The organism is Acinetobacter sp. YH01005 (assembly GCF_013420465.1).
Taxonomy (GTDB): Bacteria; Pseudomonadota; Gammaproteobacteria; order Pseudomonadales; family Moraxellaceae; genus Acinetobacter; species Acinetobacter amyesii.
Genome location: NZ_VOYA01000014.1, coordinates 48,264 through 73,316, shown reverse-complemented (window position 1 = coordinate 73,316; position 25,053 = coordinate 48,264). Strand labels below are relative to the sequence as shown.

The 25,053-nt window shown below is 36.8% G+C and carries 23 protein-coding genes; all 23 read right to left on the bottom strand.

All coding sequences use genetic code 11. From position 1 onward, the window contains the following. Nucleotides 1-131: 131 nt before the first annotated feature. On the bottom strand, nucleotides 132-1,148 hold the full coding sequence (gene galE / locus FTT72_RS11140; protein WP_180178382.1) for a UDP-glucose 4-epimerase GalE: 1,017 nt from the start codon (nucleotides 1,146-1,148) through the stop codon (nucleotides 132-134). After that, nucleotides 1,141-2,808 (bottom strand): glucose-6-phosphate isomerase, encoded by a 1,668-nt coding sequence (gene pgi, locus FTT72_RS11135; RefSeq protein ID WP_373686914.1) that lies wholly within the window; start codon nucleotides 2,806-2,808, stop codon nucleotides 1,141-1,143. Before pgi ends, galE begins: the two co-directional genes overlap by 8 nt. A gap of 5 nt (nucleotides 2,809-2,813) precedes the next feature. Beyond that, nucleotides 2,814-4,067 (bottom strand): nucleotide sugar dehydrogenase, encoded by a 1,254-nt coding sequence (locus FTT72_RS11130; protein WP_180178380.1) that lies wholly within the window; start codon nucleotides 4,065-4,067, stop codon nucleotides 2,814-2,816. Nucleotides 4,068-4,079: 12 nt separating this feature from the next. After that, nucleotides 4,080-4,955, bottom strand: a complete 876-nt coding sequence (galU, locus tag FTT72_RS11125) for a UTP--glucose-1-phosphate uridylyltransferase GalU (protein WP_180178379.1) — start codon at nucleotides 4,953-4,955, stop codon at nucleotides 4,080-4,082. 24 nt (nucleotides 4,956-4,979) lie between these two features. Next, the gene (locus FTT72_RS11120) at nucleotides 4,980-5,600 is read right to left on the bottom strand and encodes a sugar transferase (RefSeq protein ID WP_180008003.1); all 621 of its coding nucleotides are present in this window, start codon (nucleotides 5,598-5,600) and stop codon (nucleotides 4,980-4,982) included. Between the two features lie 15 nt (nucleotides 5,601-5,615). Then, entirely contained in the window at nucleotides 5,616-6,800 is a 1,185-nt protein-coding gene (locus FTT72_RS11115) for a glycosyltransferase family 4 protein (protein WP_180066567.1), read from the bottom strand. A gap of 15 nt (nucleotides 6,801-6,815) precedes the next feature. After that, entirely contained in the window at nucleotides 6,816-7,946 is a 1,131-nt protein-coding gene (gene wecB / locus FTT72_RS11110) for a non-hydrolyzing UDP-N-acetylglucosamine 2-epimerase (protein ID WP_180008005.1), read from the bottom strand. A gap of 12 nt (nucleotides 7,947-7,958) precedes the next feature. Then, nucleotides 7,959-9,071 (bottom strand): NAD-dependent epimerase/dehydratase family protein, encoded by a 1,113-nt coding sequence (locus FTT72_RS11105; RefSeq protein WP_180178378.1) that lies wholly within the window; start codon nucleotides 9,069-9,071, stop codon nucleotides 7,959-7,961. Between the two features lies 1 nt (nucleotide 9,072). Next, nucleotides 9,073-10,110, bottom strand: a complete 1,038-nt coding sequence (locus tag FTT72_RS11100; RefSeq protein ID WP_180178377.1) for a polysaccharide biosynthesis protein — start codon at nucleotides 10,108-10,110, stop codon at nucleotides 9,073-9,075. A gap of 2 nt (nucleotides 10,111-10,112) precedes the next feature. Continuing rightward, nucleotides 10,113-11,123, bottom strand: coding sequence for a glycosyltransferase (locus FTT72_RS11095; RefSeq protein WP_180178376.1), 1,011 nt, complete (start codon nucleotides 11,121-11,123; stop codon nucleotides 10,113-10,115). Nucleotides 11,124-11,126: 3 nt separating this feature from the next. Further along, nucleotides 11,127-12,305, bottom strand: a complete 1,179-nt coding sequence (locus tag FTT72_RS11090; RefSeq protein WP_180178375.1) for a glycosyltransferase family 4 protein — start codon at nucleotides 12,303-12,305, stop codon at nucleotides 11,127-11,129. Nucleotides 12,306-12,335: 30 nt separating this feature from the next. After that, nucleotides 12,336-13,610: an O-antigen polymerase gene (locus FTT72_RS11085; protein ID WP_180178374.1), complete on the bottom strand. Its 1,275-nt coding sequence runs from the start codon at nucleotides 13,608-13,610 to the stop codon at nucleotides 12,336-12,338. A gap of 261 nt (nucleotides 13,611-13,871) precedes the next feature. Next, nucleotides 13,872-14,864, bottom strand: coding sequence for a glycosyltransferase family 2 protein (locus FTT72_RS11080; protein WP_180178373.1), 993 nt, complete (start codon nucleotides 14,862-14,864; stop codon nucleotides 13,872-13,874). Further along, nucleotides 14,861-16,111: an oligosaccharide flippase family protein gene (locus tag FTT72_RS11075; RefSeq protein WP_257233421.1), complete on the bottom strand. Its 1,251-nt coding sequence runs from the start codon at nucleotides 16,109-16,111 to the stop codon at nucleotides 14,861-14,863. Before FTT72_RS11075 ends, FTT72_RS11080 begins: the two co-directional genes overlap by 4 nt. A gap of 41 nt (nucleotides 16,112-16,152) precedes the next feature. Continuing rightward, nucleotides 16,153-18,012, bottom strand: a complete 1,860-nt coding sequence (locus tag FTT72_RS11070; RefSeq protein ID WP_180178371.1) for a nucleoside-diphosphate sugar epimerase/dehydratase — start codon at nucleotides 18,010-18,012, stop codon at nucleotides 16,153-16,155. A gap of 60 nt (nucleotides 18,013-18,072) precedes the next feature. Next, the gene (locus FTT72_RS11065) at nucleotides 18,073-19,242 is read right to left on the bottom strand and encodes a DegT/DnrJ/EryC1/StrS aminotransferase family protein (RefSeq protein WP_180178370.1); all 1,170 of its coding nucleotides are present in this window, start codon (nucleotides 19,240-19,242) and stop codon (nucleotides 18,073-18,075) included. 19 nt (nucleotides 19,243-19,261) lie between these two features. After that, complete coding sequence (locus tag FTT72_RS11060; protein WP_180041234.1) at nucleotides 19,262-19,921, bottom strand: acetyltransferase; 660 nt, start codon at nucleotides 19,919-19,921, stop codon at nucleotides 19,262-19,264. Next, entirely contained in the window at nucleotides 19,914-20,522 is a 609-nt protein-coding gene (locus tag FTT72_RS11055) for a sugar transferase (RefSeq protein WP_180178369.1), read from the bottom strand. The genes FTT72_RS11060 and FTT72_RS11055 overlap by 8 nt, the downstream gene beginning before the upstream one ends. A 16-nt stretch (nucleotides 20,523-20,538) precedes the next feature. After that, entirely contained in the window at nucleotides 20,539-21,081 is a 543-nt protein-coding gene (locus tag FTT72_RS11050) for a serine O-acetyltransferase (protein ID WP_104498391.1), read from the bottom strand. Then, nucleotides 21,075-22,241, bottom strand: coding sequence for a glycosyltransferase family 4 protein (locus tag FTT72_RS11045; RefSeq protein ID WP_180178368.1), 1,167 nt, complete (start codon nucleotides 22,239-22,241; stop codon nucleotides 21,075-21,077). Before FTT72_RS11045 ends, FTT72_RS11050 begins: the two co-directional genes overlap by 7 nt. Next, nucleotides 22,238-23,332 (bottom strand): glycosyltransferase, encoded by a 1,095-nt coding sequence (locus FTT72_RS11040; protein ID WP_180178367.1) that lies wholly within the window; start codon nucleotides 23,330-23,332, stop codon nucleotides 22,238-22,240. Before FTT72_RS11040 ends, FTT72_RS11045 begins: the two co-directional genes overlap by 4 nt. Then, nucleotides 23,329-24,447: a glycosyltransferase gene (locus FTT72_RS11035; RefSeq protein WP_180178366.1), complete on the bottom strand. Its 1,119-nt coding sequence runs from the start codon at nucleotides 24,445-24,447 to the stop codon at nucleotides 23,329-23,331. Before FTT72_RS11035 ends, FTT72_RS11040 begins: the two co-directional genes overlap by 4 nt. Nucleotides 24,448-24,478: 31 nt before the next feature. After that, nucleotides 24,479-25,027 carry an acyltransferase gene (locus FTT72_RS11030; RefSeq protein ID WP_180178365.1) on the bottom strand — a complete coding sequence of 183 codons (549 nt, stop codon included), beginning with the start codon at nucleotides 25,025-25,027 and terminating at the stop codon, nucleotides 24,479-24,481. Between the last annotated feature and the right edge of the window lie 26 nt (nucleotides 25,028-25,053).

Genomic DNA, 25,053 nt, shown 5'->3' with positions numbered 1-25,053 from the left:
AAAAGATAAGATCTATCATCATTTTTGCACAATCAATACATGATTCAATACTTAAGTTAGATAGTTAGAAGTATGGCAAATACAAAATTTGCCATACTGTCTTTAATGAATTTACACACTAAATTTTAATCTTAGTTATAACCATTCGGATTTTGTTTTTGCCAGTTCCAACTATCCTTCAACATATCTTCTAAACCATATTGAGGCTGCCAATCTAACTCTGCCACAGCACGGGCATTATCAGCAAATGAAGTTGCAACATCACCTTCTCGACGAGGTACATATTCAAAGGGTATCTCAATACCATTTACCCTCTCAAAAGTATCTCGAATTTGTTTTACTGAAATCCCATTGCCTGTACCAATATTCCAAGCGCGGCATCCTTGCGTTTTTAAACGATGATTCAATGCGCATAAATGTGCATTGGCCAAATCAACCACATGAATATAATCACGCACACCTGTACCATCTACCGTGTCATAATCATTGCCAAAAATTGACAACTTATCACGACGGCCGACTGCCACCTGTGTGACATAAGGCATCAAATTATTGGGTATCCCTTGAGGGTCTTCACCCATTTGGCCACTTTTATGTGCGCCTACAGGGTTAAAATAACGCAGCAATGCAATTGACCAGCGCTCATCTGCAGCCGATAATTTCTCTAGTAATTGCTCGACAATCAGTTTGGTATAGCCATAGTTATTACTTGGCATACCTGTAGGCATGGTTTCATTCAAGGGTGAAATATTGGCTTCATCATAAACGGTTGCAGATGAACTAAAGACCAACGTAAAGACTTGAGCACGCTCCATCGCTTTAACTAAGCTAATAGAACCTGAGATATTATTTTCAAAATATTTTAGTGGCTCTTTTTGGCTTTCACCCACAGCTTTTAAACCTGCAAAGTGAATCACAGCATCAATAGAATGATGCTGAAAAATTTGATCTAAAATTTGCTGATCGAGAATATCACCTTCAACAAAATCTAATGTTTTAGCTGCCAACGCTTGAACACGTGCTAAGGATTCGACAGAACTGTTGGATAAATTGTCCAGTACAACAACGTCATGCCCTGCGCTCAAAAGTTGAATACAAGTATGTGAACCAATATAACCTGCACCACCTGTTACTAAAATTTTAGCCATTGGTTTTTCCTAATAATATTTGTAGTAAGCCTTGCGTTGAACCATCTAAATCCGCAATATCCTTTCGATCACCATTTAATATTGGAAGTAGCTGATTGGCAATCTCTTTGCCTTTTTCAACGCCCCACTGATCAAATGGGTTGATATTCCAAAGCACAGATTGCACAAAGACTTTGTGCTCATACATCGCAATCAGCATGCCCAAACTATAAGGATTCAACTCTTGCATTAAAATCGTGGTACTTGGTTGATTGCCAGCATATTGTTTATATTCAGATAAATCTGCAACTTCATGTTGATCCAATGCCTGATTACCAAATGCCAGTAAGCGCGATTGAGCCAAACAATTGGATAAGGCCAAATGATGCTGTTCCACCAGCGCCTCTGCATTATCGACATAGGTAAATTGTTGGGCCTGATAGCGCTGCACTGGCGCAATAAAATCACAACTCACTGCTTGACTACCTTGATGCAGCAATTGATAAAAAGCATGCTGCGCATTTGGTCCCACTTCCCCCCATATAATCGGGCAAGTATCCCAATCCACTTTTTGACCATTACGCTGAATCGATTTACCATTCGATTCCATTTCTAACTGCTGCAAATAAGAGGCGAAATATTTCAAACGCCCATCATATGGCAGTACTGCATGGGTCTGAATATCAAGGAAATTATTATTCCACGCACCCAATAAGCCCATTAATACAGGAATATTGTGTTCGAAAGGTGCCGTCTGAAAATGCTGGTCTACTGCATATGCGCCAGCTAACAGTTGTTTAAAGCCATCAACACCAATTGTCAGTGCAATCGGTAAACCAATACATGACCAAAGTGAATAGCGACCGCCTACCCAATCCCAGAGCAAAAATTGGTTTTCGGCTGCAATACCCCATTCTGTCATTTTATCTGCTTTGGTAGATACGCCAATAAAATGATGCTTTAAAATTTGTGATTCTTGCCCAAGTGCTTTTTCAAGCCATAACCGCACTGTTTGCGCATTGGATAAGGTATCAATGGTCCCGAACGATTTTGAAGAAATAATAAATAGCGTGGTTTCGGGGCGAAGTTGATGCAATAAATCTGAAAGCTGACTACCATCTATCGTCGACACAAAATGTACATCGAGTGGCTTATGTGTGGATTTTTTGAAATCAGATAAGGCATGACTCACCATCAGTGGTCCTAAGTCTGACCCTCCGACCCCAATATTCACCACGTCTTGAATGACTTCACCCGTTGCACCGCGGCATTGGCCGGCATGAATTTTTTCTACCAAAGCATACATACGCTCAAGTTGTGTATGCACTTGTTCTGCTAATTCAGGATGAGACTGATCATCTTTAGGTAATCGTAGCGCCCAATGCATGGCTGCACGCTGTTCGGTATAGTTAATTTCTTCAGTAGAAAATAAACGCTTTATCCACGACGTTAAATCTTGTGTTTGTGCCCACTGGACTAGATTTTTGACAACGGGCTGATTGACTCTATGTTTACTAAAATCAAAAACCACCGGCTCTAAAGGCACAGAGAATTTTTCGAATCGCTGAGGGTCTTCAGCAAAGAGTTCTGTTAAATGCTTATTTTCAAATTCAGTTTTCAAACTATGAAGACTGCCTAAAACTGAATCTAAATGTTCGACCATATAGGGTTGAGTTTTCATAGCCATTAACGTCCTACCCCCATATATACAAAACCTTGAGACTTCACATATGCTGGATCATAAATATTGCGCCCATCCAAAATAAGCGGATGCTGCATGGTTTTAAGCAATTCGGTATAATTTGGACTCCAATATTGTTTCCATGCAGTCAATAAACACAAAGCATGTGCATCTTGCACTGCCTCATATTGCTCTGTGCAATATATAAGATCAGGTCGCTCACCATATATTTTTTTAATTTCTTCCAAGGCTTGAGGGTCGTGTAATTTAACTTTTACACCTTGAGCCCATAGTGCTGCCAACATGGTATGAATAGGAGATTGTCGCGTACTGGAGGTTTTTTCTTTAAATGCAGCACCCCAAATTGCAACAGTTTTCCCTTTTAAATCACCATGATAATAATTCCACAATTTACGGAATAAAACTTCTTTTTGCTGCTCATTAATATCCCACACTTGAGCAAGCAATTGACTATTTGCACCCACACCAGACACCGTATGCGTCAAGGTCTGAATATCATGTGAAAAGTTTTCCCCACCAAAGCCTGCACCCGGATAGAGATAAGATCCTCCAATACGATTATCCGCAGCCATCCCCTGACGAACTGACTCAATATCAATGCCTAATTTCTCAGCAACCATTGCCAAGTCATTGATATAACTAATTCGTGTCGCCAACATGCCAGAGATACTCAACTTGGTAAATTCAGCATCTAAAATGGGCATAAAAAGATACTGCTGCTGACGTGGGAATAAAGGGCGTAAGAGTTCCTTAATTTTAATTTGAGCAATATCCGATGCAGTTCCAACAATCAACTGCTTGGCTTGGGCAAAGCTTTGTAACGCGTTTCCTTCCTGAATCATGTCGGGTAAATAGACCCACTCATCTTCATGCAAAATTTTTGCAAATTTTTCTGTCCCATGTAGTCCTAAAGTAGACGCATTGATCATCAGTTTAGGGTGAATAATGGGACGTTGTTTGATGTTTTGAAGAATTTCAATACATTGCTTTTCTTCAGCTGGGTTAAAACTGAAGAAATAAGCATCTACATCTATTGGAATATCATTAAAATCGCAGTATTTTAAAAAACTACTTTGTTGTTTGTTGAGTAGATTTTTTACAGCTTCATCTTGTATATACACATGTTCGCTTTCATACGTTTTCAGTGGTTCATACCAAAAAACGTGATGACCGCATTCTGCTAGCAAAGCAGCAAATACACCTGAAAAGAGCGTTTGTCCAAATACTGCAACCTTCATATCAGTCTCTTTTTATAGTTTTAGTTCTTTGATCAGCGCTTTAAATTCCTCTCCTAATTTTGGATGGTCTACGCCATAATGTAAAACCGCTTTGAGATAGCCTAATTTACTGCCGCAATCAAACGTTTGACCTTTCATACGATAGGCTTCCACCGTATCGGTTGCTTGCAAAGCTGCAATTGCATCGGTCAACTGAATCTCATTACCTGCCCCTTTAGGCGTATTTTCGAGCAATTGCATAATCTTGGCAGGTAAAATATAGCGACCCACTACCGATAAATTTGATGGTGCAGCGTCGACAGCAGGTTTTTCCACGATACCTTGCATTTGAATACTATGCCCTTCGGCAGGTATAGAAGCAACATCGACAATGCCATATTGATCGACCATGTGATCTGGTACAGCTTCCACCATAATTTGTGATGCATTAGTTTCATCAAAACGTTGAATCATTAAGCTCAAATCATTGGTTTCTGATGAATCTTTTACAAGAACATCTGGTAATAGCACAGCAAAATCATCATCACCTACTACAGCTTTTGCACACAGTACAGCATGGCCTAAACCAAGTGGCTGTGGTTGACGTACGCTGATCACACTGACATGTGGCGGTAAAATTTCAGTGATTTCTTTGAGTAAATCAAATTTCTTTTTATTTTCTAGGGTAGTTTCTAGCTCAAAACTGCGGTCAAAGTAATTTTCAATCGATGCTTTGGAAGAATGTGTCACTAAAATAATTTGCTCAATGCCAGCAGCAATTGCTTCTTTCACAACATATTCAATCGCTGGACGGTCAACCACTGTGACCATTTCTTTGGGAATGGATTTACTCGCAGGTAAAAAACGTGTACCAAGGCCTGCGACTGGGAGAATGGCTTTTTTGATCATATGACTCATTGTGATAAAAATAAATTATTTACGAATTGATTCAGACTGAGAATTATTTTGGCTTGAAAAACGGACAGCTCCAACCTCTTGGTCTGGAGCATTAATACCTTCTTTCTTTAACATGACTTCAACTGTTTTAAACATAATTTTAAAATCAAGCCATATCGTATGAGTATCAACATATTGTACATCTAACTCAAATTTTTCTTCCCATGACAGGTTATTACGCCCACTGACTTGAGCGAGTCCTGTCATACCGGGCTTCACTTCATGGCGACGCATTTGCTCAGGAGTATAGTGTTCTAGAAAATCTTTCATTTGTGGACGTGGCCCTACAATACTCATGTCACCTTTTAGCACATTTAACAGTTGTGGCATTTCATCTAAAGTTGTTGCTCGTAATTTATGCCCAAATGTTGTAATTCGCTGATCATCTGGCAATGGATTTCCATTTTTATCAAAAGCATCTTTCATTGAACGAAACTTAATCATTTTAAAAAGTTTGCCATCTTTACCTGGACGGTCTTGTAGAAAAAATACTGGAGAGCCTAGATTTTTGCTTACTTTATATGCGACCAAAATAAAAATGGGAGAAAGTAAAATTAGTGCTGTAGTTGCAATAACAATATCTATAAGTCGTTTCATAATAAAGCTAAATTCCTATTTACCTAAACGGACTTCTTCAATGACGCTAACAATTTTTTTCATCGCAATTTGTTCTGAATATTTTTCTATTAAAACTCTACGCGAAGAATCTAAACTTTTTGTATTAAAATTTTGGCTGATGTCTAAAAATAATTGTGCTAATGCTTCAGGATTTCCCGCAGATACCGCCCAACCAATTGAGTGCTGATCAATCATTTCTACGATTTCTGTTTTATCTTCCATGATTGCCAATATAGGCTTATCAGCAGCCATAGAATAATATGCTTTACTTGGTACACCTAAACCATACATGCCTTCAGCAAGTGTTACAATTGCAATATCTCCTGCATTTAAACCATCTGATTTTTTTGATGGATCTAAGCTGCCAATATATTGAATATTTAGATCATTGAGTTGCGCTATTTGACTTTTAAGCTCATTTTCATATGCACCACCACCAATGAATAATACTTTAGGCCTTTGGCCAGCTGGTATCATTTCTAAAGCCTGAATTATGTTTTTAATTCCTTGGACACGTCCAATATTACCAAAAAAATAAAAAATAGGTCCCTCACTTTGCCAGCCCAAAGTATTTAAAATATTATTTTGATTTTTTTCTTGGACTTCAATGTCATGGTGGTCGATCCAATTTTGAATAATAATCGAATCTGAAATGGAAACCTTTTCATCTATCAAATCTTTCATATCTTTACCGATAACGATACGTTTATCAGCTTCAGCATAAAATTTATCAAAGAAGAACTTTAGTACTTTGTAAAAAAAATTATTCCGCTTTAGAACCTTAGCCGCTATAAGATTTTCTGGAAAAACATCATGTACAAGCAAAATCCATTTAAATTTTTTTATCTTTTTAGCAATATAAATGACTGGTAATAAAAAAATAGGGGTCGTCCCCGTAAAGACAACCTCTCCCTTTCCAACATGTTGTAAGATTTTGATGAGAAATTTAAGTGAAATCACCAACTCAAAAAACAACCGTTGGATGAGTTTTTTCTTATTCAGGTTGACATCAGCAACTAAAATGGCATCTTCAATCTTATGTATAGGATCTTCCTTTACAAGGATTTGCAGATTGTCTCCATACTGCTGTTTTAAATTTTTATGCAACTTATGGAATAAATACCCTGTTGTATTTTGGGTAGGAAGAATATATTCCGAAATCAAAAAAATTTTTTTCATGCCAACCTGCTTCACTTAGTATTTTTTCCAAATCACACGATTAACATAATCTGTATAACTCAGAACAATACGAGCCACTTTTTCACTTACATTCGGCATGCTGTAATCGGCAACCAAACGCAATAAGCGCTGTTCGTCACGAGGTTGGCTGTCAATAATTGCCAAACCTTGCAATACACGCTCAGCCGTTAAACCGACCATCATCACAGCAGCCTCTTCCATACCTTCTGGGCGTTCATGCGCTTGACGCAAATTCAAGGCGGGGAAGTTTAAAATTGAGGACTCTTCATTAATCGTTCCGCTATCCGACAACGTCGCTTTTGCAGACAGCTGCAGTTTATTATAATCACTGAAACCAAGTGGCTTTAATAACTGTACTAATGGATGGAATGAAACACCCATTTGCTCGATTCGTTTGCGAGTTCGCGGATGTGTGGAAACAATAACTGGATAATTATATTGTTCTGCCACCGCATTCAGCATATCCACCAAATCTAAAAAGTTTTGATCAGAGTTGATGTTTTCTTCACGATGAGCACTGACAACAAAATACTCATGCTCTGTTAGATTAAGCTGCTCAAGTACATTTGAAGATTCAATTTTATGTTTATAGAAGTTTAAAACCTCAAACATCGGACTGCCTGTTTTAATCACCAGATCAGCGGGTAAACCTTCGGCAAGCAGATAATCACGCGCAATCGTACTATAGGTCAAATTGATATCAGCGGTATGGTCAACAATACGTCTATTAATTTCTTCTGGAACACGCATATCAAAGCAGCGGTTTCCTGCTTCCATATGGAATGTCGGAATCTTACGACGTTTTGCTGGAATAACAGCCGTACAGCTATTGGTATCACCTAAAACTAGCAATGCTTCAGGCTGCACCTCTTCCAATACTTTATCTACAGCAATAATCACATTGCCAATGGTTTCTGCACCTGTTAAACCTGCTGCATTCAAAAAATAGTCAGGTTTGCGTATACCAAGATCAGTAAAGAAAATTTCATTTAATTCATAATCATAATTCTGCCCAGTGTGCACAATGATATGGTCAAAATATTGATCACACACTGCCATGACACGTGATAAACGAATAATTTCAGGACGTGTTCCAACAACCGTCATTAATTTTAATTTTTTCACAAAAATAACTCTTTAATTTGAAAGCGGCATTGCAAAAGTATCTGGTTTAGCACGGTCAAATATTTCATTTGCCCATAGCATAACGACCATTTCGTCTTCACCGATATTGGTAATATCATGCGTCCAGCCCGGTACTGTTTCCACAATACGAGGTTCTTCACCCGTGGTTTCTAACTCGTAGTACTCACCAGTTGAAATATGCTTGAATTTAAATAATGCCTTACCTTTAATTACTAAGAATTTCTCAGTTTTAGTATGATGGTAATGCCCACCGCGTGTGATGCCCGGATGTGCTGTGAAATATGAAAATTGACCTGCATCTGGTGTCTTCAGCATTTCTACGAAAACGCCACGCTCATCACCATATTTAGGTACGGTATAATCAAACTGAGCTGGTTTTAAGAAACTTAAATACGTTGAGTACAATGCTCGAGTCAGACCAACCCCAACATGATCTGTAATCAATGTTCCTCTTGAAGCTTTAAAGCCGCGAATAGTATCAGCAAGCTTGCCAACTGTAATGCTATATTCAGGCTGAATTTCAAAGCATTCATTTGCTGGATATTTATGATTTAAAATGTCCCAAATTGTTTCTACAACATCATCTATATACACCAAACGAATTGCCGCATTTTCGTCATTGATTTGTATTGGCAGATCATTGGCAATGTTATAGCAAAAGGTTGCAACAGCTGAGTTATAATTTGGTTTTGACCATTTACCAAAAATATTAACCATACGGGAAATATAAATTGGATTGCCATTTTGCTGATTTAATTTATGAAGTGCTTGCTCACCACCTAGTTTACTTTTACCGTAAACATTGTCTCTTTCAGCTTGAATAGAAGATGAAAGGATGATAGGTGTCTGTTTTTGATGTTGACGCAAAATTTCGCAAATTGACTCTGTAAGTGAGACGTTGCCTTCAATGAACTCTGAATCATGCTGTGGGCGGTTTACACCCGCTAAATGTACGATCCAATCTGCATCTAGAACCATTTGTTCTAATTGCTGAGCTGTTGAATCCCGATACAGTTTCAGTACTTCAACTTCAGGCTTTTCGGCTAAAAATTGGATTAAATTTTTAGCAACAAAACCATTTGCGCCTGTAACTAAAATTTTCATGTTATGCCTCAGGATCAATATATTGACCTTGTGTTAAGGCACGAACAAACTCAAGTTTAAGCAGCAGCTTCTTCATGCCTTCTACATCTAAGCGCTCTGTATTATGCGAATTATAGTCTTCAAGCTGGCTAATTTTTAAATCACCATTTTCTACATACTTAGCATAATTTAGATCCCGCTGATCAGCAGGAACACGGAAGTAATTACCCTGATCAAATGCGACTGCCATTTCTTCACGGCTTAACAAAGCTTCATAGGCTTTTTCACCATGACGCGTACCCATAATGACAATTGGATGTTCAGGCACATTTAAAAGCTGCGTTAAAGACTGTGCTAAAACTTCAATAGTAGCAGCAGGTGCTTTCTGTACAAAAATATCGCCATTCTCTCCATGTTCAAAAGCATAAAGAACCAAATCAACAGCATCATCCAAAGTCATCATAAAACGAGTCATATTTGGATCGGTAATGGTGAGTGATTTACCTTGACGGATTTGATCTACAAATAACGGAATAACCGAACCACGAGATGCCATTACATTGCCGTAGCGTGTACAGCAAATTGTGGTATCTAAATTTTCTAAATTACGTGATTTAGCCACAATGACTTTTTCCATCATTGCTTTAGAAATACCCATTGCATTAATTGGATACACAGCTTTATCAGTACTTAAACATACGATGCGTTTTACACGGTTTTGAATCGCAGCTTCTAATACATTTTCAGTACCAAGAACATTGGTCTTTACTGCTTCCATTGGGTGGAATTCACAGGATGGAACTTGTTTTAATGCAGCCGCATGGTAAATATAATCAACACCACGAGTCGCATTTAAGACACTGTTATAATCACGCACATCACCAATATAGAATTTTAGCTTAGATGATTGGTATTTTTTACGCATATCATCTTGTTTTTTTTCATCACGACTAAAGATTCGAATTTCTTTAATATCAGTTTGTAAAAAACGTTTTAAAACTGCATTACCAAACGAGCCAGTACCGCCTGTAATTAGTAATGTTTTTCCTTTAAAATTCATAACTATTCCGATAAAAGTAATATCAATTGATTAATATCGTTGGTGATAATTTTATTCGATTCAGGTAATTCCTGAGTAACTGATTTAATTATAGCACTTTCTATAGAGTCAATAGAGTATGGATTAAAGGTTAAAGAAGGATTACACACTTGATAGGTATAAGGAAGATCAGCAGCAATAACCTTACAACCACCATCAATGGCTTCTGCAAGCCCCAATCCAAAACTTTCCGCAAGTGATGGAAAAATAAGATATTCGTGAGATAAATAAAGTTCTATCAGATTTTCACGATTAACAAAACCAATATTCTCAATGGGATAACCAAGCTTTTGTTTTCCACTAATTAATTGACATAGACTTATATTGCTGGAAGGTACAGTTATAACTAAAGAGCCTTTTTTTATCTGATCATATGCATTACAAAATGCAGCAATTAAACTTTCATGATTCTTATGAGGAGCTACGTTACTCACATATAAAAATGAGTTTTCTATTCGTTCAATATTACTATTTGAGAAATTGAGTGGTGGATAAAAAGGAATAACTTTAACATGTGACATATTTCCGAAAAAATATTTATTTGTAAACTGCTGTTTCATTAATTCACTTTGCACTAACCATTTAGTAGCATTCCTCTTATAAAAACTAAATATCATCTGCTTAATTTTATAAATTAACTTCATTTTTAAGGAAAAATCAGATGGAATTTCAATAAAAAGTTTTTGATGTAAATACACAAATACTGGAACCTTTAAAGAAATAGGTGGAGGAACATTTCCAAAACACAATACTGAACTAAATTTTTTTGAATTTTCTTTATAAAATTTCTTTCTTAAAGAAATTTTATTAGGTATAAAGGTCTTTTTAATATCAAGATTTTTAAAAACATCATTAGTTCGCTCATCAAATAAATAATAAACATCTTTATTCTGCTTATTTAAGACATCCACTAAATACTTAAGTAAAATTAGACCACCACCATCATTAATATATACACTATCTAAGAGAATCATTTTTTATTTAATCCTTACTTGATTAGCGATCAGTTCAGCAAACAAATCCACCCATTGCTTCATAATTAATTCTATTGAATATTTTTTTGACTTCTCTATTGCCACTGCGGACATTTCTTTTCTTATATCTATACTTTCAATCATATAAATAATTTTTTCACTTAAATCATTTATGTTTCCATTTAATGCCAATACTCCACAATCATTATTTTCAACAATTTCTGCAGGACCTGTTGGGCAATCAAACGATACGATAGGAAGACCATTCGCAATACTTTCTAAAAGTACCATTGGTAAACCTTCATATCTTGAAGACATCACATAAAAATCACTTGTGAGTAATTCCTGTTGTACGTTTCGCGTTATCCCTTTGAGGGTAATTACTTGATCCAAACAATTTTCACTGATCATCTTTTGGAGTACATCTTTTTTTGATCCCTCTCCAAAAATATCTAATTTCCAATCAGGATGTATAGAATATACTTTTTTCCAACTCTCGATTAATAGATCAAAGCCTTTTTGATCTTCTAAACGCCCAATAGCAATTGCTCGTTTATATTCCTTATCATTAATTTTATAGTTAATTGTTGCAAAAGGGCTAGGATTGTTAATTAGGCAAACATTATTATGTGTTTTTTTCCATGCTATTTGCGCGCTTTTAGTAAGTACCACAACCTGATCTAGGTTTTTCGTTTGCTCTAGATATTGCCAATCTCTATACTTTCCTAATATACGCCAAAATAATGAACTCCCTTTATGATCAGCAATAAAACTACTCCTCACAGTCGGATTAAAATGAGATTCAAAAATTTTAACAACAGGTAAATCAAGCTTTGAGAAAAACTCGAGTTCTTTTGCACCCATAGAGATACAAATATCTACTTGATTGTCTAAAATATATTTAGAAAGTTTTCTTTCGTACATTTCCAATAGGATTTTGCTTTTTTTTCTCTTTTTAATAAGAGGGAAATTAAATATTCTTTCAAAAAAAATCTCCAAATTAACAACTTTGACATTATCATCTAATTCATAAAATGGACTTTCAGTGGCTTTCATATCAGTTGTTAAAATAGTGATACTATAATTACCTAATTTAATTAAATAGTTAACTTTATCTGTTAAAACACGCTCCATACCACCAGAGTTAATTAAAGAGGGTATTAGATATAAAATATTGATCAAAATAAATACCAAAAATTATTGAGAACTAAATTATATTTTACTTGCGATCTTATAAGCAAATATTCCTGATAGCATATAACTAAAAGAAGACATTAAATCACCTCTAAACATAAAAAATAAACCTGCACAAATAAAAACGCCAAAACTCATTACCATCTTATCTCCAGAATTTAACAAGTATTTAAAGTCAAGTTGCTTCATAATTATTGCTAAGGCTGCTGAGAAAAGTAAAAGACCTATATAGCCAAAATTAACATATCCTTCAGCTAAAAAAGGCATAGAAATATTGTTAAAATTATAATTATAATTTTCTGCCATTTGATAACCACTGCCAACTGGTTTTTCAGGCCAAATACTACGAGGGATAAAAAATAGAATTACACCTAATAACTGATATCCATAAGTTATAAAATCAACCCGAATAACTTCTAAAAAATTCTGATATGCATCAAAATGACCTTGGATAAAAAATTCTTTTTCTGGAAAAATAGTCAGATTTGAAATTGATGAAAAATATCTAAACTGATTTAAAAAAGGAAAAACTATAAAAATTGATAAAATCATAATAAATGTAATTTGTATTGATCTTCTAAAAAAAGAAAAAGAACTGAGTAAAATTGGTAGATAAATGTATGCTACATAAAATCTAGGGATTGATAAAGGAAAAGCACACAATAAGACGAATAAAAAAATAGTAATTTTTTTATAAAAATTTTTTGAATCAGAAAATCTTAAAAAAATAAATGCTGGCAAAATTCTAGCTAACGCCGATAAGATAAGTAGAATAGGACTTTTTTCTATATATTCAACATCATCACCTTCCAACCCCCTCAAAAACAGCTTTATATAATTAAAATCAACAGAATAAAAAACAATAATAAAGCACATAAAGCAAATAAATAAAGATTTTAAATAATTAGGTTGATTAGTATTTTTTTCTTTAATTTTAACAAAAATAGGTGAAATATAATAAAAAAGAAAAACCCATATGTTTATAAAAAACAATAACATATTTAACAATATATAATCATTAAAAAAGAATGGGATTTTAGCCCATATTGTCACATTAAGTGAATAATGAATCCATGGAATAAAAACAAAAAATAATAAATTGAATATATAAAAAAACAGAAGCGTATTGATATTTTTTTGCAAACTTAAGCCAATAAAAAAACAACCAAAAATTAAATTAAATATGAAACTTAAACCAACTATATCAAATGAAAGAGAAAACAAAAAACTTAGAAAAATAAAATAAAACAAAATAAAAATAGAAAAAAATAAATTTTTTTTAAAAAAAATCATCACAAACCTCTAAAAAATTAATCAGCAATATAATTTAAATATACAATTATTATAATAAAAATCAATAGTATAAAAACATTAGACATCTTGCGTTAGTCAAAATTTAATCAGCGATAATCGTTGATTTTTAAATAAATATCAAAGTCTAAAATAGTCAAAAATAATACTTTCGCAAGAGGTCTATTATACTCATAAGAGTAAGCACTTGGTGAAAAAATACAAGCAAAACAAATTATTAAATTAATAATCAACTTAATCATATTAGTACCGCTTTTTAATTTTTTGAGAAAAATTAATAAGCATTTTATAATATCTAGTCAAAATCAGTAACCGAAAATACATTTGCTTATTCAACAACTTTAACATTAAAGATTTAATTCCAGACATTTTATTTAATAAAACATCTTGATCTTGTATCACAAAATTTTGCCTAATAAATTTAAATTTTTCAATTGACATACTATCCCGAATTAATTCAAATTTTTTCGTTACACACCCTAGATATAAAGATTTTTGATCAAAATTAACTTTCGCTAAAAAATCATCTAGTTCATGATATACATAAATTAAATCTTCAATATTTTTTTTACTAATAGATGAAGTGTAAGAGTTATCATTAAAACGTACATAATGATAAAATGCTTCATCAACTTTCACTACTTTGTTTGAAAAAAATATTAACTTAGGTACAACCAAATAATCTTCGCCAAAATTTAATCCCTGAGTATGTAGAATTCCATTATCAGTATATAAAGATTTCTTAATTAACTTATTTACAACGAAATTTTCTGTTTGTGCTGAAAGTACTAAATCTAAATATTTTATTTTATCCTGATCAAATTTATGAACAACTTTTTTATTAACCTTTTGCCACTCTAGATAATAATCAAAAACCACTATATCAGCACAATCATCTTGAGCTTTTTTTACTAATTTATCGACAGTTGTTTTTTCAATAAAATCATCACTATCGACATGTAAAACATAGTCACCATTTGCATTTAAAATTGCTGTATTTCGCGCTCCAGCTAAACCTTTATTAATATCATGATTAATAATTTTTATACTATTAATTCTATTTGGATAATTTTTGGCTACTTTTTCTAAAACTTCAATTGAATGATCTGGTGAACAGTCATTTACAAAAACATACTCAATATTTTTATAAGTTTGTTCAAATAATGATACTGAACATTTTTCAATAAAATTTTCGACATTATATATTGGTACTAATATTGAAACTAAACTATTCATAATAACCTTAATTTTTTAGAAAAATAGTAACAGAAAAAAATCTCACATAATCCGGATAGACTAATCGCCCAAGCAAATACACTAATATCATTCGAAACTTTCAAGCCTACCAATAGAAAAAACAACAAAGAAAAAAGTGCAAACAATTGATTTTTAAAAACTATATCTCCCTTACCGTTTGGAACAAAAATAAAGTATATAAAGCATCCAACAACCAACCAAACCGTTACGGTTAAACTTAATATTATACTCAAACTATAAGATTGAAGCATAGTTGAATCGCCCAAAAATTCTACAACATATTTTCCACATACAATAACTAACAAAATCACCATTAAACCAATTAAAAACTCAAAAGCAATAATTTTTTTTATAATCCTACGATTAAGGGATTTAATTAATTTTGGGAAAATTGCAGTATTTAAACTTACAAAAATTGTCCTTGGTATAGAAATTATCTTCATTGCAAGATCATATAAAGCAACTTCCTTCATACCAAAAAATACTCCTAGAAGAATAACAATAATTTGCTCTTTTGTAACACCAGTAATATTACTAAAAAAGTAAGGTAGGCTTTCTTTATAAACATGAATAATTTCATTAATTTTTTTATACTTTACCTTTATATTATCCAGCTTTAAAATATAAATAAAACTAATTAATGAACTTAGTAAAACTCCTAAAGATGCAATAATTGAAAACACCCAAATATCAGACTTTTCTTTTATAAAAATAAAAATAAATGGTAAAGTTAGAAGCTTTACCAATATTTGAATAACAGTAAGAATTTTCATTTTTTGCAGTGCTTGAAAATACCATAATGGTAAAAATACTGCAGCTAAAACTTGCATATAAATAATCAACATTATTTCTAGATGAGCACGAAATGCTGGAACAATTAATACAAGTAGAAAAAACAAAAAAAACGATGGTATTGCTAAATAAAATTTAGCAAAAAAGACTTCTGATACTATTTTTGATTTTACTTTATTATCTTGAGGGTTTTCAGATGTTAATTTTAGTGCAGGAATATCAAAACCAAAATTAACTATATAGATAAAAAAAGTAACAATAGAAAGTGAAAAAACGTATATCCCATATTGAGATACGCCCAATTTTAAAATTAAATATGGATAAATTGCCAAATAAAAGAATGAATTCAAAAACTGTAAAAAAGTCATAAAAAAATAATTTTCTATAACCAGTTTATATTCTTTAAAAAGCTTTTTTACATTTAAAAAAATCATCACGAATAAAAACCCATAATTCCATATATCCTTACTTAGTTTTAATTAATACTTCTTTCTTTAAAACCATCTACATATTTATTTAATATATTAATTAAAGGAAATAAATTACCCTCTATAGGCTTAATATTTAATAACTGTTGAAAAATATCTGATATCTCCCCGTATTTACAAAAAATTTCATAAGACTTTAATATCCGTTCATGATCCGTTTTTTCAACATTTTCCGCATCAATTAACAACTCTTCATATAACTTTTCACCCGGACGTAGACCTGTAAATTGTATCTCAATATCACCTAGCCCATTTTCATCGATTGCTCGAAAACCACTCAAACGAATCATTTGTTTCGCCAAATCTATAATTTTGACTGGTTCACCCATATCCAATAAAAACACATCGCCCCCTGTCCCCATTGCACCTGCCTGAATCACCAACTGCGCAGCCTCTGGAATCGTCATAAAATAACGCGTGACTTCTGGGTGCGTTACTGTAACAGGCCCGCCTTGTGCAATTTGCTTTTTAAACAAAGGGACGACAGAACCTGACGAACCAAGTACATTGCCAAAGCGCACAATACTAATTTGCGTTTTTGGATTCGTCGACGCTAGACCCTGACAATACAATTCTGCCATACGTTTAGACGCGCCCATCACATTGGTTGGACGTACCGCTTTATCTGTAGAAATTAAAACGAAGGTTTCAACATTTTGTTTTACCGCTGCATCTACACTACGCTGTGTACCAATGGAGGTATTATAAATACCTTCAAATGGGTTTGCTTCAACAAGTGGTACATGTTTATAAGCTGCAGCGTGATAAATCGTTTGCACTTTGTATTCTTGAATAATACGTTCTAATTTTTGCTGATTGGTGACAGAACCTAATACTGGAATAATTTGTATATCAGAAGCCTGCAATTCGCGGTCGATTGAATACAAAGCAAATTCAGACATTTCAAACAACACGAGCATTTTCGGCTGATGCTTCACAATCTGACGGCATAACTCCGAGCCAATCGAACCGCCCGCCCCTGTCACCATGACCACTTTATTTTTAATATTTTTTTCTAACAGTTCAGGTTTCGGCGGTACAGGATCACGCCCCAATAGGTCGATAATATCCACTTCACGAATATCTGAAACTTGGACTTGACCATCCACCAGTTGCGTGACCCCTGGCAGTTCCATGATTTTGACATCTGCCGAATCAAAAGCCTCAATAATCTCTTTTTTCCGTGCACGACCAACGGAAGGCATGGCAAGTAATACTTCTTCAATGCCAAATTTACCCAATTTAGCTGCTGCACGTTGTGGTGCATAAATTTTTAAACCACTCAGTGACTGCCCTTGCAAGGAGCGTTTATCGTCAATAAAACACACGGGCAAATAATCATCTGAACGGTTTAAAGCTGCGGCAATTTGCTGACCTGCCAGCCCTGCGCCATAAATCGCCACGCGTTTACGGCTTTGTTTTTTGGCAAAGGTTTTGAGGGTTGCATAGCGAATGACGGCACGGCTCCACCACATGTATGAAAACAGCATAAAGCCGTACATCAGTGGAATACTCATCGGAATAAATGCAACATTCAATTTTTTGATCGTGTATAAGGCCACGATTTGAATAAATGTTCCGATTAAAATTCGCAGCAAATAGTCTTCATTAAATGAACGCACAATTGCACGGTAAATCCCAAGTAAAGCAAAAATAGCAATGCCAAAAATACCGACATAGATATACCAAGCGTCTAAGCCTTGCATGACCTGAACATTGGGACGTGCCAAACGAATGGCATAAGCCAGCCACATCATCAGCGGTAAAACACAGATATCCATCAGCACCAAAACAATTTGCTTTTGGCGACGCGGTAATGATGCTATAGAACGGATAAAGTCTTTCACAACATGCTCGAATCAGGTAAAGAGGAATATTCGCGCGTATATTATACGCGCTTTTCTGGTTTAGATTTTTGCGATCACCGCTTGGATCGCATCCACGGTTTTTTGTAGGCTGTGTTCAGACAGTGTTGGATGCACCAAGAACATCAGACTGCTTTCACCTAAAGCTTTCGCATTGGCTAAACGTGTTACTGGGCGCCACGGTGTCTCATCAAAAGCTTTTTCTAAATACACTTCTGAACATGAGCCACTAAAACATGGCACCGCTTGCGCGCTGATTTCCGCCATGATGCGGTCACGTGACCAGCCTTCTGGCAAAGCATCAACATTGACTTGCACATAGCATTTATAAGCGGCATGTACATAGTCGCTAGAGGGTTTCGCAACTGTAAAGTAAGGGCTGTTTTCAAATACGGCTTGGATGCGCACCATATTGGCATGACGTTTTGCCGTCCATTCAGGCATTTGTTTGAGTTGCAGGCGACCAATCACGGCTTGCATTTCCATCATGCGCCAGTTGGTGCCAAATGAGTCGTGTAACCAACGGAAGCCCGGTGGATGTTGCTTGTTATACACGCTATCAAAGTTTTTACCGTGATCTTTATACGACCACATTTTTTTCCACAGACTTTCATCATTGGTGGTGACCATACCGCCTTCACCGCCAGTGGTCATAATCTTGTCTTGGCAAAACGACCATGCACCAATATGACCAATTGAACCTGCGGATTTACCTTTATACATCGCACCATGCGCTTGAGCACAATCCTCAATCACGAAGATGCCTTTCTCCTCTGCCAATTGCATGATTGGATCCATATCACACATCCAACCCGCCAAATGCACACAAATAATCGCTTTGGTATTCGGTGTAAGCACCGCTTCAATAGTACGACGTGAGATGTTTTGTGAATCGAGTTCCACATCAGCAAAAATCGGATTAGCACCTGCAGTCACAATCGAACTTGCTGAAGCCAAGAAGGTACGTGAAGTGACAATCACATCATTCCCTGCACCGATGCCGAGGGCTTTTAGGGCTAAATCGAGTGCCACGGTGCCATTGGCTACGGCAACTGCATGCTTGGTTCCTGCAAACTGTGCAAATTCCTTTTCAAATTCACGGCATTCCTGCCCTGTCCAATAATTCACTTTATTGGACAAAAGAACTTTTGACACCGCATCGGCTTCTGCTTGGGTAAAGCTTGGCCAAGGCTCAAATGCACTGTTTAACATGGAATTTTCCTAAAACGTATTACTGTGAAGTCGTGACAATCCGCGCAGGATTACCCACCACTGTTGCGCCCGCAGGGACACTTTTGGTGACTACGGCGCCCATACCGACAATCGCGCCTTTACCAATCACCAAAGGCTGATCGGGGGTGCCTTGCTTAATCATGGCCCCTGCGCCAATATAAGCATGGTCGTGAATATGAATATTACCGTTGCATTTTACGCCTGGCGCAAAGGTAACGAAATCCCCAATCACACAATCATGCTCGACATAGCTATATAAATTGGCGTGGAAGCATTTTCCGATTTTAATATTGGAGGTAATGGTGACAAATGGACTGAGTGCTGAACCTTCTGCAATTTGTACTTCATCCATGAAAATGACGTTGTCAGCACAGATTGACCAAAGCTGAATACCATCCACTTCTAAACGCTGGGCAATTTTTTCGCGTACACGACTATTGGCAATCGCAATTTGCACGTATTTTCTTGATGCTGATTCATTTAAAAATGCTGAATAATTCATGGCACGATGACCATTCACCTCACCCATCTCTGTTAAGGCATCATCAATAAAGACAATTTCAGAACTGTCTTGTTCACGGGCTAATTGCTGCCGTGCCACCGGCATGAGACTACGCCCACAGCCCGATGCCCCATAAATCGCAAACAGTTTAGTCATTTTTATGTTCCGCAGAGCCGGTAAATTTGCTCATGGTTGCCTCACCTTCCGCGCTGATATCATCTTTGGCAATCACTTTTTTTATGGTTTTCAGCATGATTTTAAAATCGAGCCACAATGATTGGTTTTCAACATACCATGTATCGAGTTCGAATTTCTTTTCCCATGAAATGGCATTGCGACCATTCACTTGCGCATAACCCGTGATACCCGGACGCACGTTGTGACGTTTGGCTTGCTCGCTATTATATAAAGGTAGATATTCCATCAGTAATGGACGTGGACCAACAATACTCATGTCACCTTTAATCACGTTCCACAATTCAGGCATTTCATCGAGACTGGTGGCACGGAGCATTTTACCAAATGGGGTGAGACGTTCACTGTCGGGTAATGGGTTGCCCTCAGCATCCAGCGCATCTTTCATAGTGCGGAACTTAATCATTTCAAATGGTTTGCCATGTAAGCCCGGACGCACCTGACGAAATAGCACTGGCGAACCTAAATTCTTTTTCACCTTATGAGCCACAATGAAATATACCGGTGACAGTAGAATTAAAGCGGTCGATGCAATGGTGATATCAATAATACGTTTTAACATTGAATTCCTCTGCCCTTTAGTCAAGATCTGTCCAACGTCTATTTACAGATTGACCTGCATTATTCATGTGAATCACTTTGGCATAATTTCCTACAGCCGTAGCATTTTCAGGAATATCTTTCGTCACCACACTACCCGCGCCAATCGTTGAATTATCACCAATCGTAATTGATTCCACGATACAGACATGAGGTCCAATATAAACATTATTACCAATTTTGGCTGCTCGACGACCACCATTGGCGCCAATCGTTGTGAATTGAGATAAATTGACGTTATGCCCAAGCTCTGCTGTGGGATTAATAACTAAAGGTCCACCATGTCCAATATATAAGCCATAGCCAATTTTAGTCGTGGTATGAATATCGATCCCATATTGCTTTCTTTTATAATAATAAATGGGATAAGCAAGTTTTGCTAAAAACGTTTTTGAACTGGCAATACGTAACCAAAATGAAAAATTAAAGCCGCGATTAAATAGGTAGTTTTTAATAAACAATTTAAAACTGACTTTTCCCGTATAACGATATAAATCGCTTTTGATGTATTTAATCAACATGCGCCAGACTCTAAATTGATATCGATGATTCCCATTTCAGCAAGCATATGTTTATTTACCTGATGCACATCATATTTATTCAGGGCAATTTCCCGCGAACGTTGTCCCATATACTCAATCAGTTTTGGATCTTCAATAAAGTATTGCATGCATTGCACCAAATCATCTACAGACTTCACTCCGACCAAATAACCATTCACACCGTGCGATACCGTTTCACGACAACCTGGTGCATCGGTGGTAATAATCGCCCGTCCCATAGCCATCGCCTCTAATACCGTACGTGGCGTGCCTTCACGGTAGGAGGGCAACACGTAGACCGAGCTTTCCGCAATTGCAGGACGGACATCACTGAGTTTGCCCCAATATTTGAGGCGATCATCGGCAATCCATTCATCGAGTTCGGCTTTAGAAATAGCTGATGGATTATCATCAATCCAACCGACCAAATGAAATTCCGATTCAGGATATTGTGCTTTGATAATGCGCGCCGATTCAGCGTATTCGCGCACACCTTTATCACCCAAAAGCCGTGCAATAAGTAAAAATGAGGCTTTAACTGTCCCCACATCATTTTGCGGTAAGGGCAAGACATCAAAGTCTTGCACATTCACCCCTGAACCATTCACCACCACCGTCGGCTTACTAGCATCCAGTAAGTGCATGTCTTGGAACAGCTTTAAATCGTCTGGGTTTTGGAAAAAAACTTTGTCGCTACGTTTGAGCGCTTGCGCATATAAGCCATGCACCAGTTTTTGAAATAGACTGCGCTTACCCGCTTCTACATTTTGAAAGGCATAACCCAGACCAGTAATTAAAGCAAAACGATGCGGCACTTTCGCCAGCCATGACGCGAGCGTGCCATAAATCACAGGCTTAATCGTATAGGACAGTACGTAGTCAGGCTGAATTTGACGAATCTTCTGATAGAGATGTTTTAACAGTTTTAAATCTGCCAGTGGATTGGTGCCTGTGCGCTGCATGGGAATTTCATGCAGATGATAGCCAAGGGCTTGCAGTTTTTGCTGTTCTTCAGGGAATGATGCGAATTCAGGCGCCATAATATGAATTTCGTAGCCTTGTGCATGAATAGCTTCCAACAGTTTCCCACGGAAATTTAAAACAGAAGGCAAAAAACTGCTGATCATCAGAAATTTCAACGGCTTTGCTCCCAAACTTGCATATATTGCTGACTCACTTTCTCAATACTGAAATGTGCTTCTACGCGCTCACGCACGGCTTGTTTCAACTGCAATCTTTGATCATTGCTTTGCTGCACATAATTTAAAATTGCTTGCACCAATACAGCCGAATTGCGCGGCGGTACAATTTCGCCAAGCTCTTGCACAATATATTGCGCATCACCAACATCGGTGCTGATACAAGGCAAACCTGATGCCATGGCTTCGACCAACACATTCGGAAAACCTTCGGTAATTGAAGTCATGAGGAATGCATCAATCGATTGATAAAAAGCAGGCATATCTGAGATTTGATCCAATAAATGGACTTTTTGACTATCCAATTGATATTGATCAAATAAAGCCTTTACTTCAGGATTCTCTAAACTCGCTCCGCTACCTGCAATTTTAAAGATGATGTCTTGATCCTTGAGTAAGCCCATCGTTTCAAACAAATAAGGGTAGCCTTTGGCCGTGTGATAACGCCCTGCAAAACCAATCACGATTGGTTCATGCAATTGGGGATTAGGCTGAAATTTATCGAGAAACACACCATTGGCAATCACTTGGCTATTGCCATTTTTAAAGCCGAAGGCCTGATGCTGCTGCATAGACGAATGCGCACAATAAATAATAGCACTAGGTTGCTGTGATAGTATTTTACTTATGCCCAAGGCAATCTTGGTGCTGATTGATTCATCTTTAGGAGAAGCAAGAGAATGATGAATACCCCATACGACCTTTGGTTTTTTCGCTAAACCAATAACACTGAGACTGGTCAATGCATTGGCATGGTACATCCAGCATTGCACCGTTGCGGGCTGCAGCTTTTTGAGTAATGCACGCAGCTTACTCACCGTACTCAGCGTATTTAAACCATTCCAACCGAGCGCATAATGCGACTGACAACGCTCTAAAGTACTTTGATACACCTCGGAAGTTTTCATCAGTGCAATGATCACGTGCTGATAGTCATGTTCAGTTTGCTGAATTAAGCGTGCCAACATCATTTCGGCACCACCCACGCCTGCAAAGTTGGTGATCACATGTACCATCAAAGGTTTGCTCATGCCGCCGACTCCATCATTCGCAAATACTGCTTGAGTACGGTTTGCTTATGAAACTGCTGAATATGTGATTCAAAATCAGCATCTTGATATTGCACATAATCTGCAAATATCGCTTGCTGTATCGCTTGGGTTAAACCTGCCTGATCATTACATTCCACCAACAAACCAAACTTAGAGTTTTCTAGAATTTCCATTGGTCCACTTGGACAGTTGGTACTCACCACTTTCACTTTAGAGGCTAAGGCTTGAATAAGTACACCCGGCAAGCCTTCCCAATTCGAGCTTAAAACAAATAGCGATGCATATTTAAAATAAGCGTATGGATTGGCATCAAAGCCCGGCAAATCCACCACGTCTTTTAAACCCAATTCAGCAACTAAAGCCTCAAACTCTGCACGCAGTTCGCCCTCACCTAAAATCAATAATCGGGTTTCAGGATGCTGATCATGCAAGGCTTTAAAGGAGCGGATCAGAAAACCAAAGTTCTTTGCTTCAGTGAGACGCCCCACTGCCAAAATCACTTTATGGTCACCATTTAAAAATTTGTGTGTGACTGGTGCTTTGAGCTTTTCAAAATAGGCATCGTCCAATACAGGGTTATAAATGGTGCTCAGGTTATTTTTCTTATAGCTGTAGTATTCACGAAAATCTGTTTCTACGCCTTTCGAGACACAGACCACTTGCTGTGCTATGGGATAAGTCCAATTCACCAAAGTTTTCAGCACAAATTTGGCAATGCCCTGCAACTTCATATTTTTAGAGGGTGTCGATACTTCGCGCAAGATCAATGCGGTTTGAACGCCTGCCAGTTTTTTGGCAATACCCGCCACAATACTAGTATGAGTTTGCGTTGCCACCAAGCAGTCATATTGCTCAGCTTTCAGCTTCATCTTTAACGGTGTGATGCTATTCATCACACGACCGCAATTAAAATTCACCAATTGAATTTTCGGGCTGACTTCAGGCAAGAGTTTGGCTTTGTCACCTGTGACATCACACACGCCCAAATGAATATTTAAGCCTTGTTCTGCAAAACTGTTCGCCAGTTGAATGACTGTACGTTCTGCACCGCCACCGCCCAAGCTTGGCAAAAAGAACATGACTTTATTCAACATAATCAAACCTAAATTTTAAAATGGGAGAATATTAATGCGGTGTTTTTGAGGCTTGAATCGCCATGGCACGCTCAACACGCTCACGATAATCCGTGATACCTACCAGCTCACTATCACTGGCACAAGTGCTTTGAATTTTGGCTTGATAGTCGACAAAACTGGATACCACTTTGGCAGGTACGCCAATCGCCACACTGTGATCAGGAATATCTTTTGTCACCACTGAGCCTGCACCAATCACCACATTTGAGCCAATGCTCACACCGGGCATAACGATTGTATTGACCCCAATAAACACATGCGAACCAACTTGAATTGGGGCAAAGCGTTGATAGCGCTTCCCTTGCTCATCTTTGACTAGACAGGTACTGCCATCATGGGTAATAAATTTCACCCCTGAAGTGACCGTCACATGGTCGCCAATGCTAACCAAGAACGGTTCTGAGCCCCAACTTTTAATATAGATTCGGCAGTTTTCACCGACTTTCACACCTTTTTTACGTGCATAAGCCACACTGCCCTTCGCCATAAAATAAGCAAGATCAAACAGCTGTCGAAAAGCAGAAACCATAAATGCCATACGCATGACCTATGTCAGGATCAGAA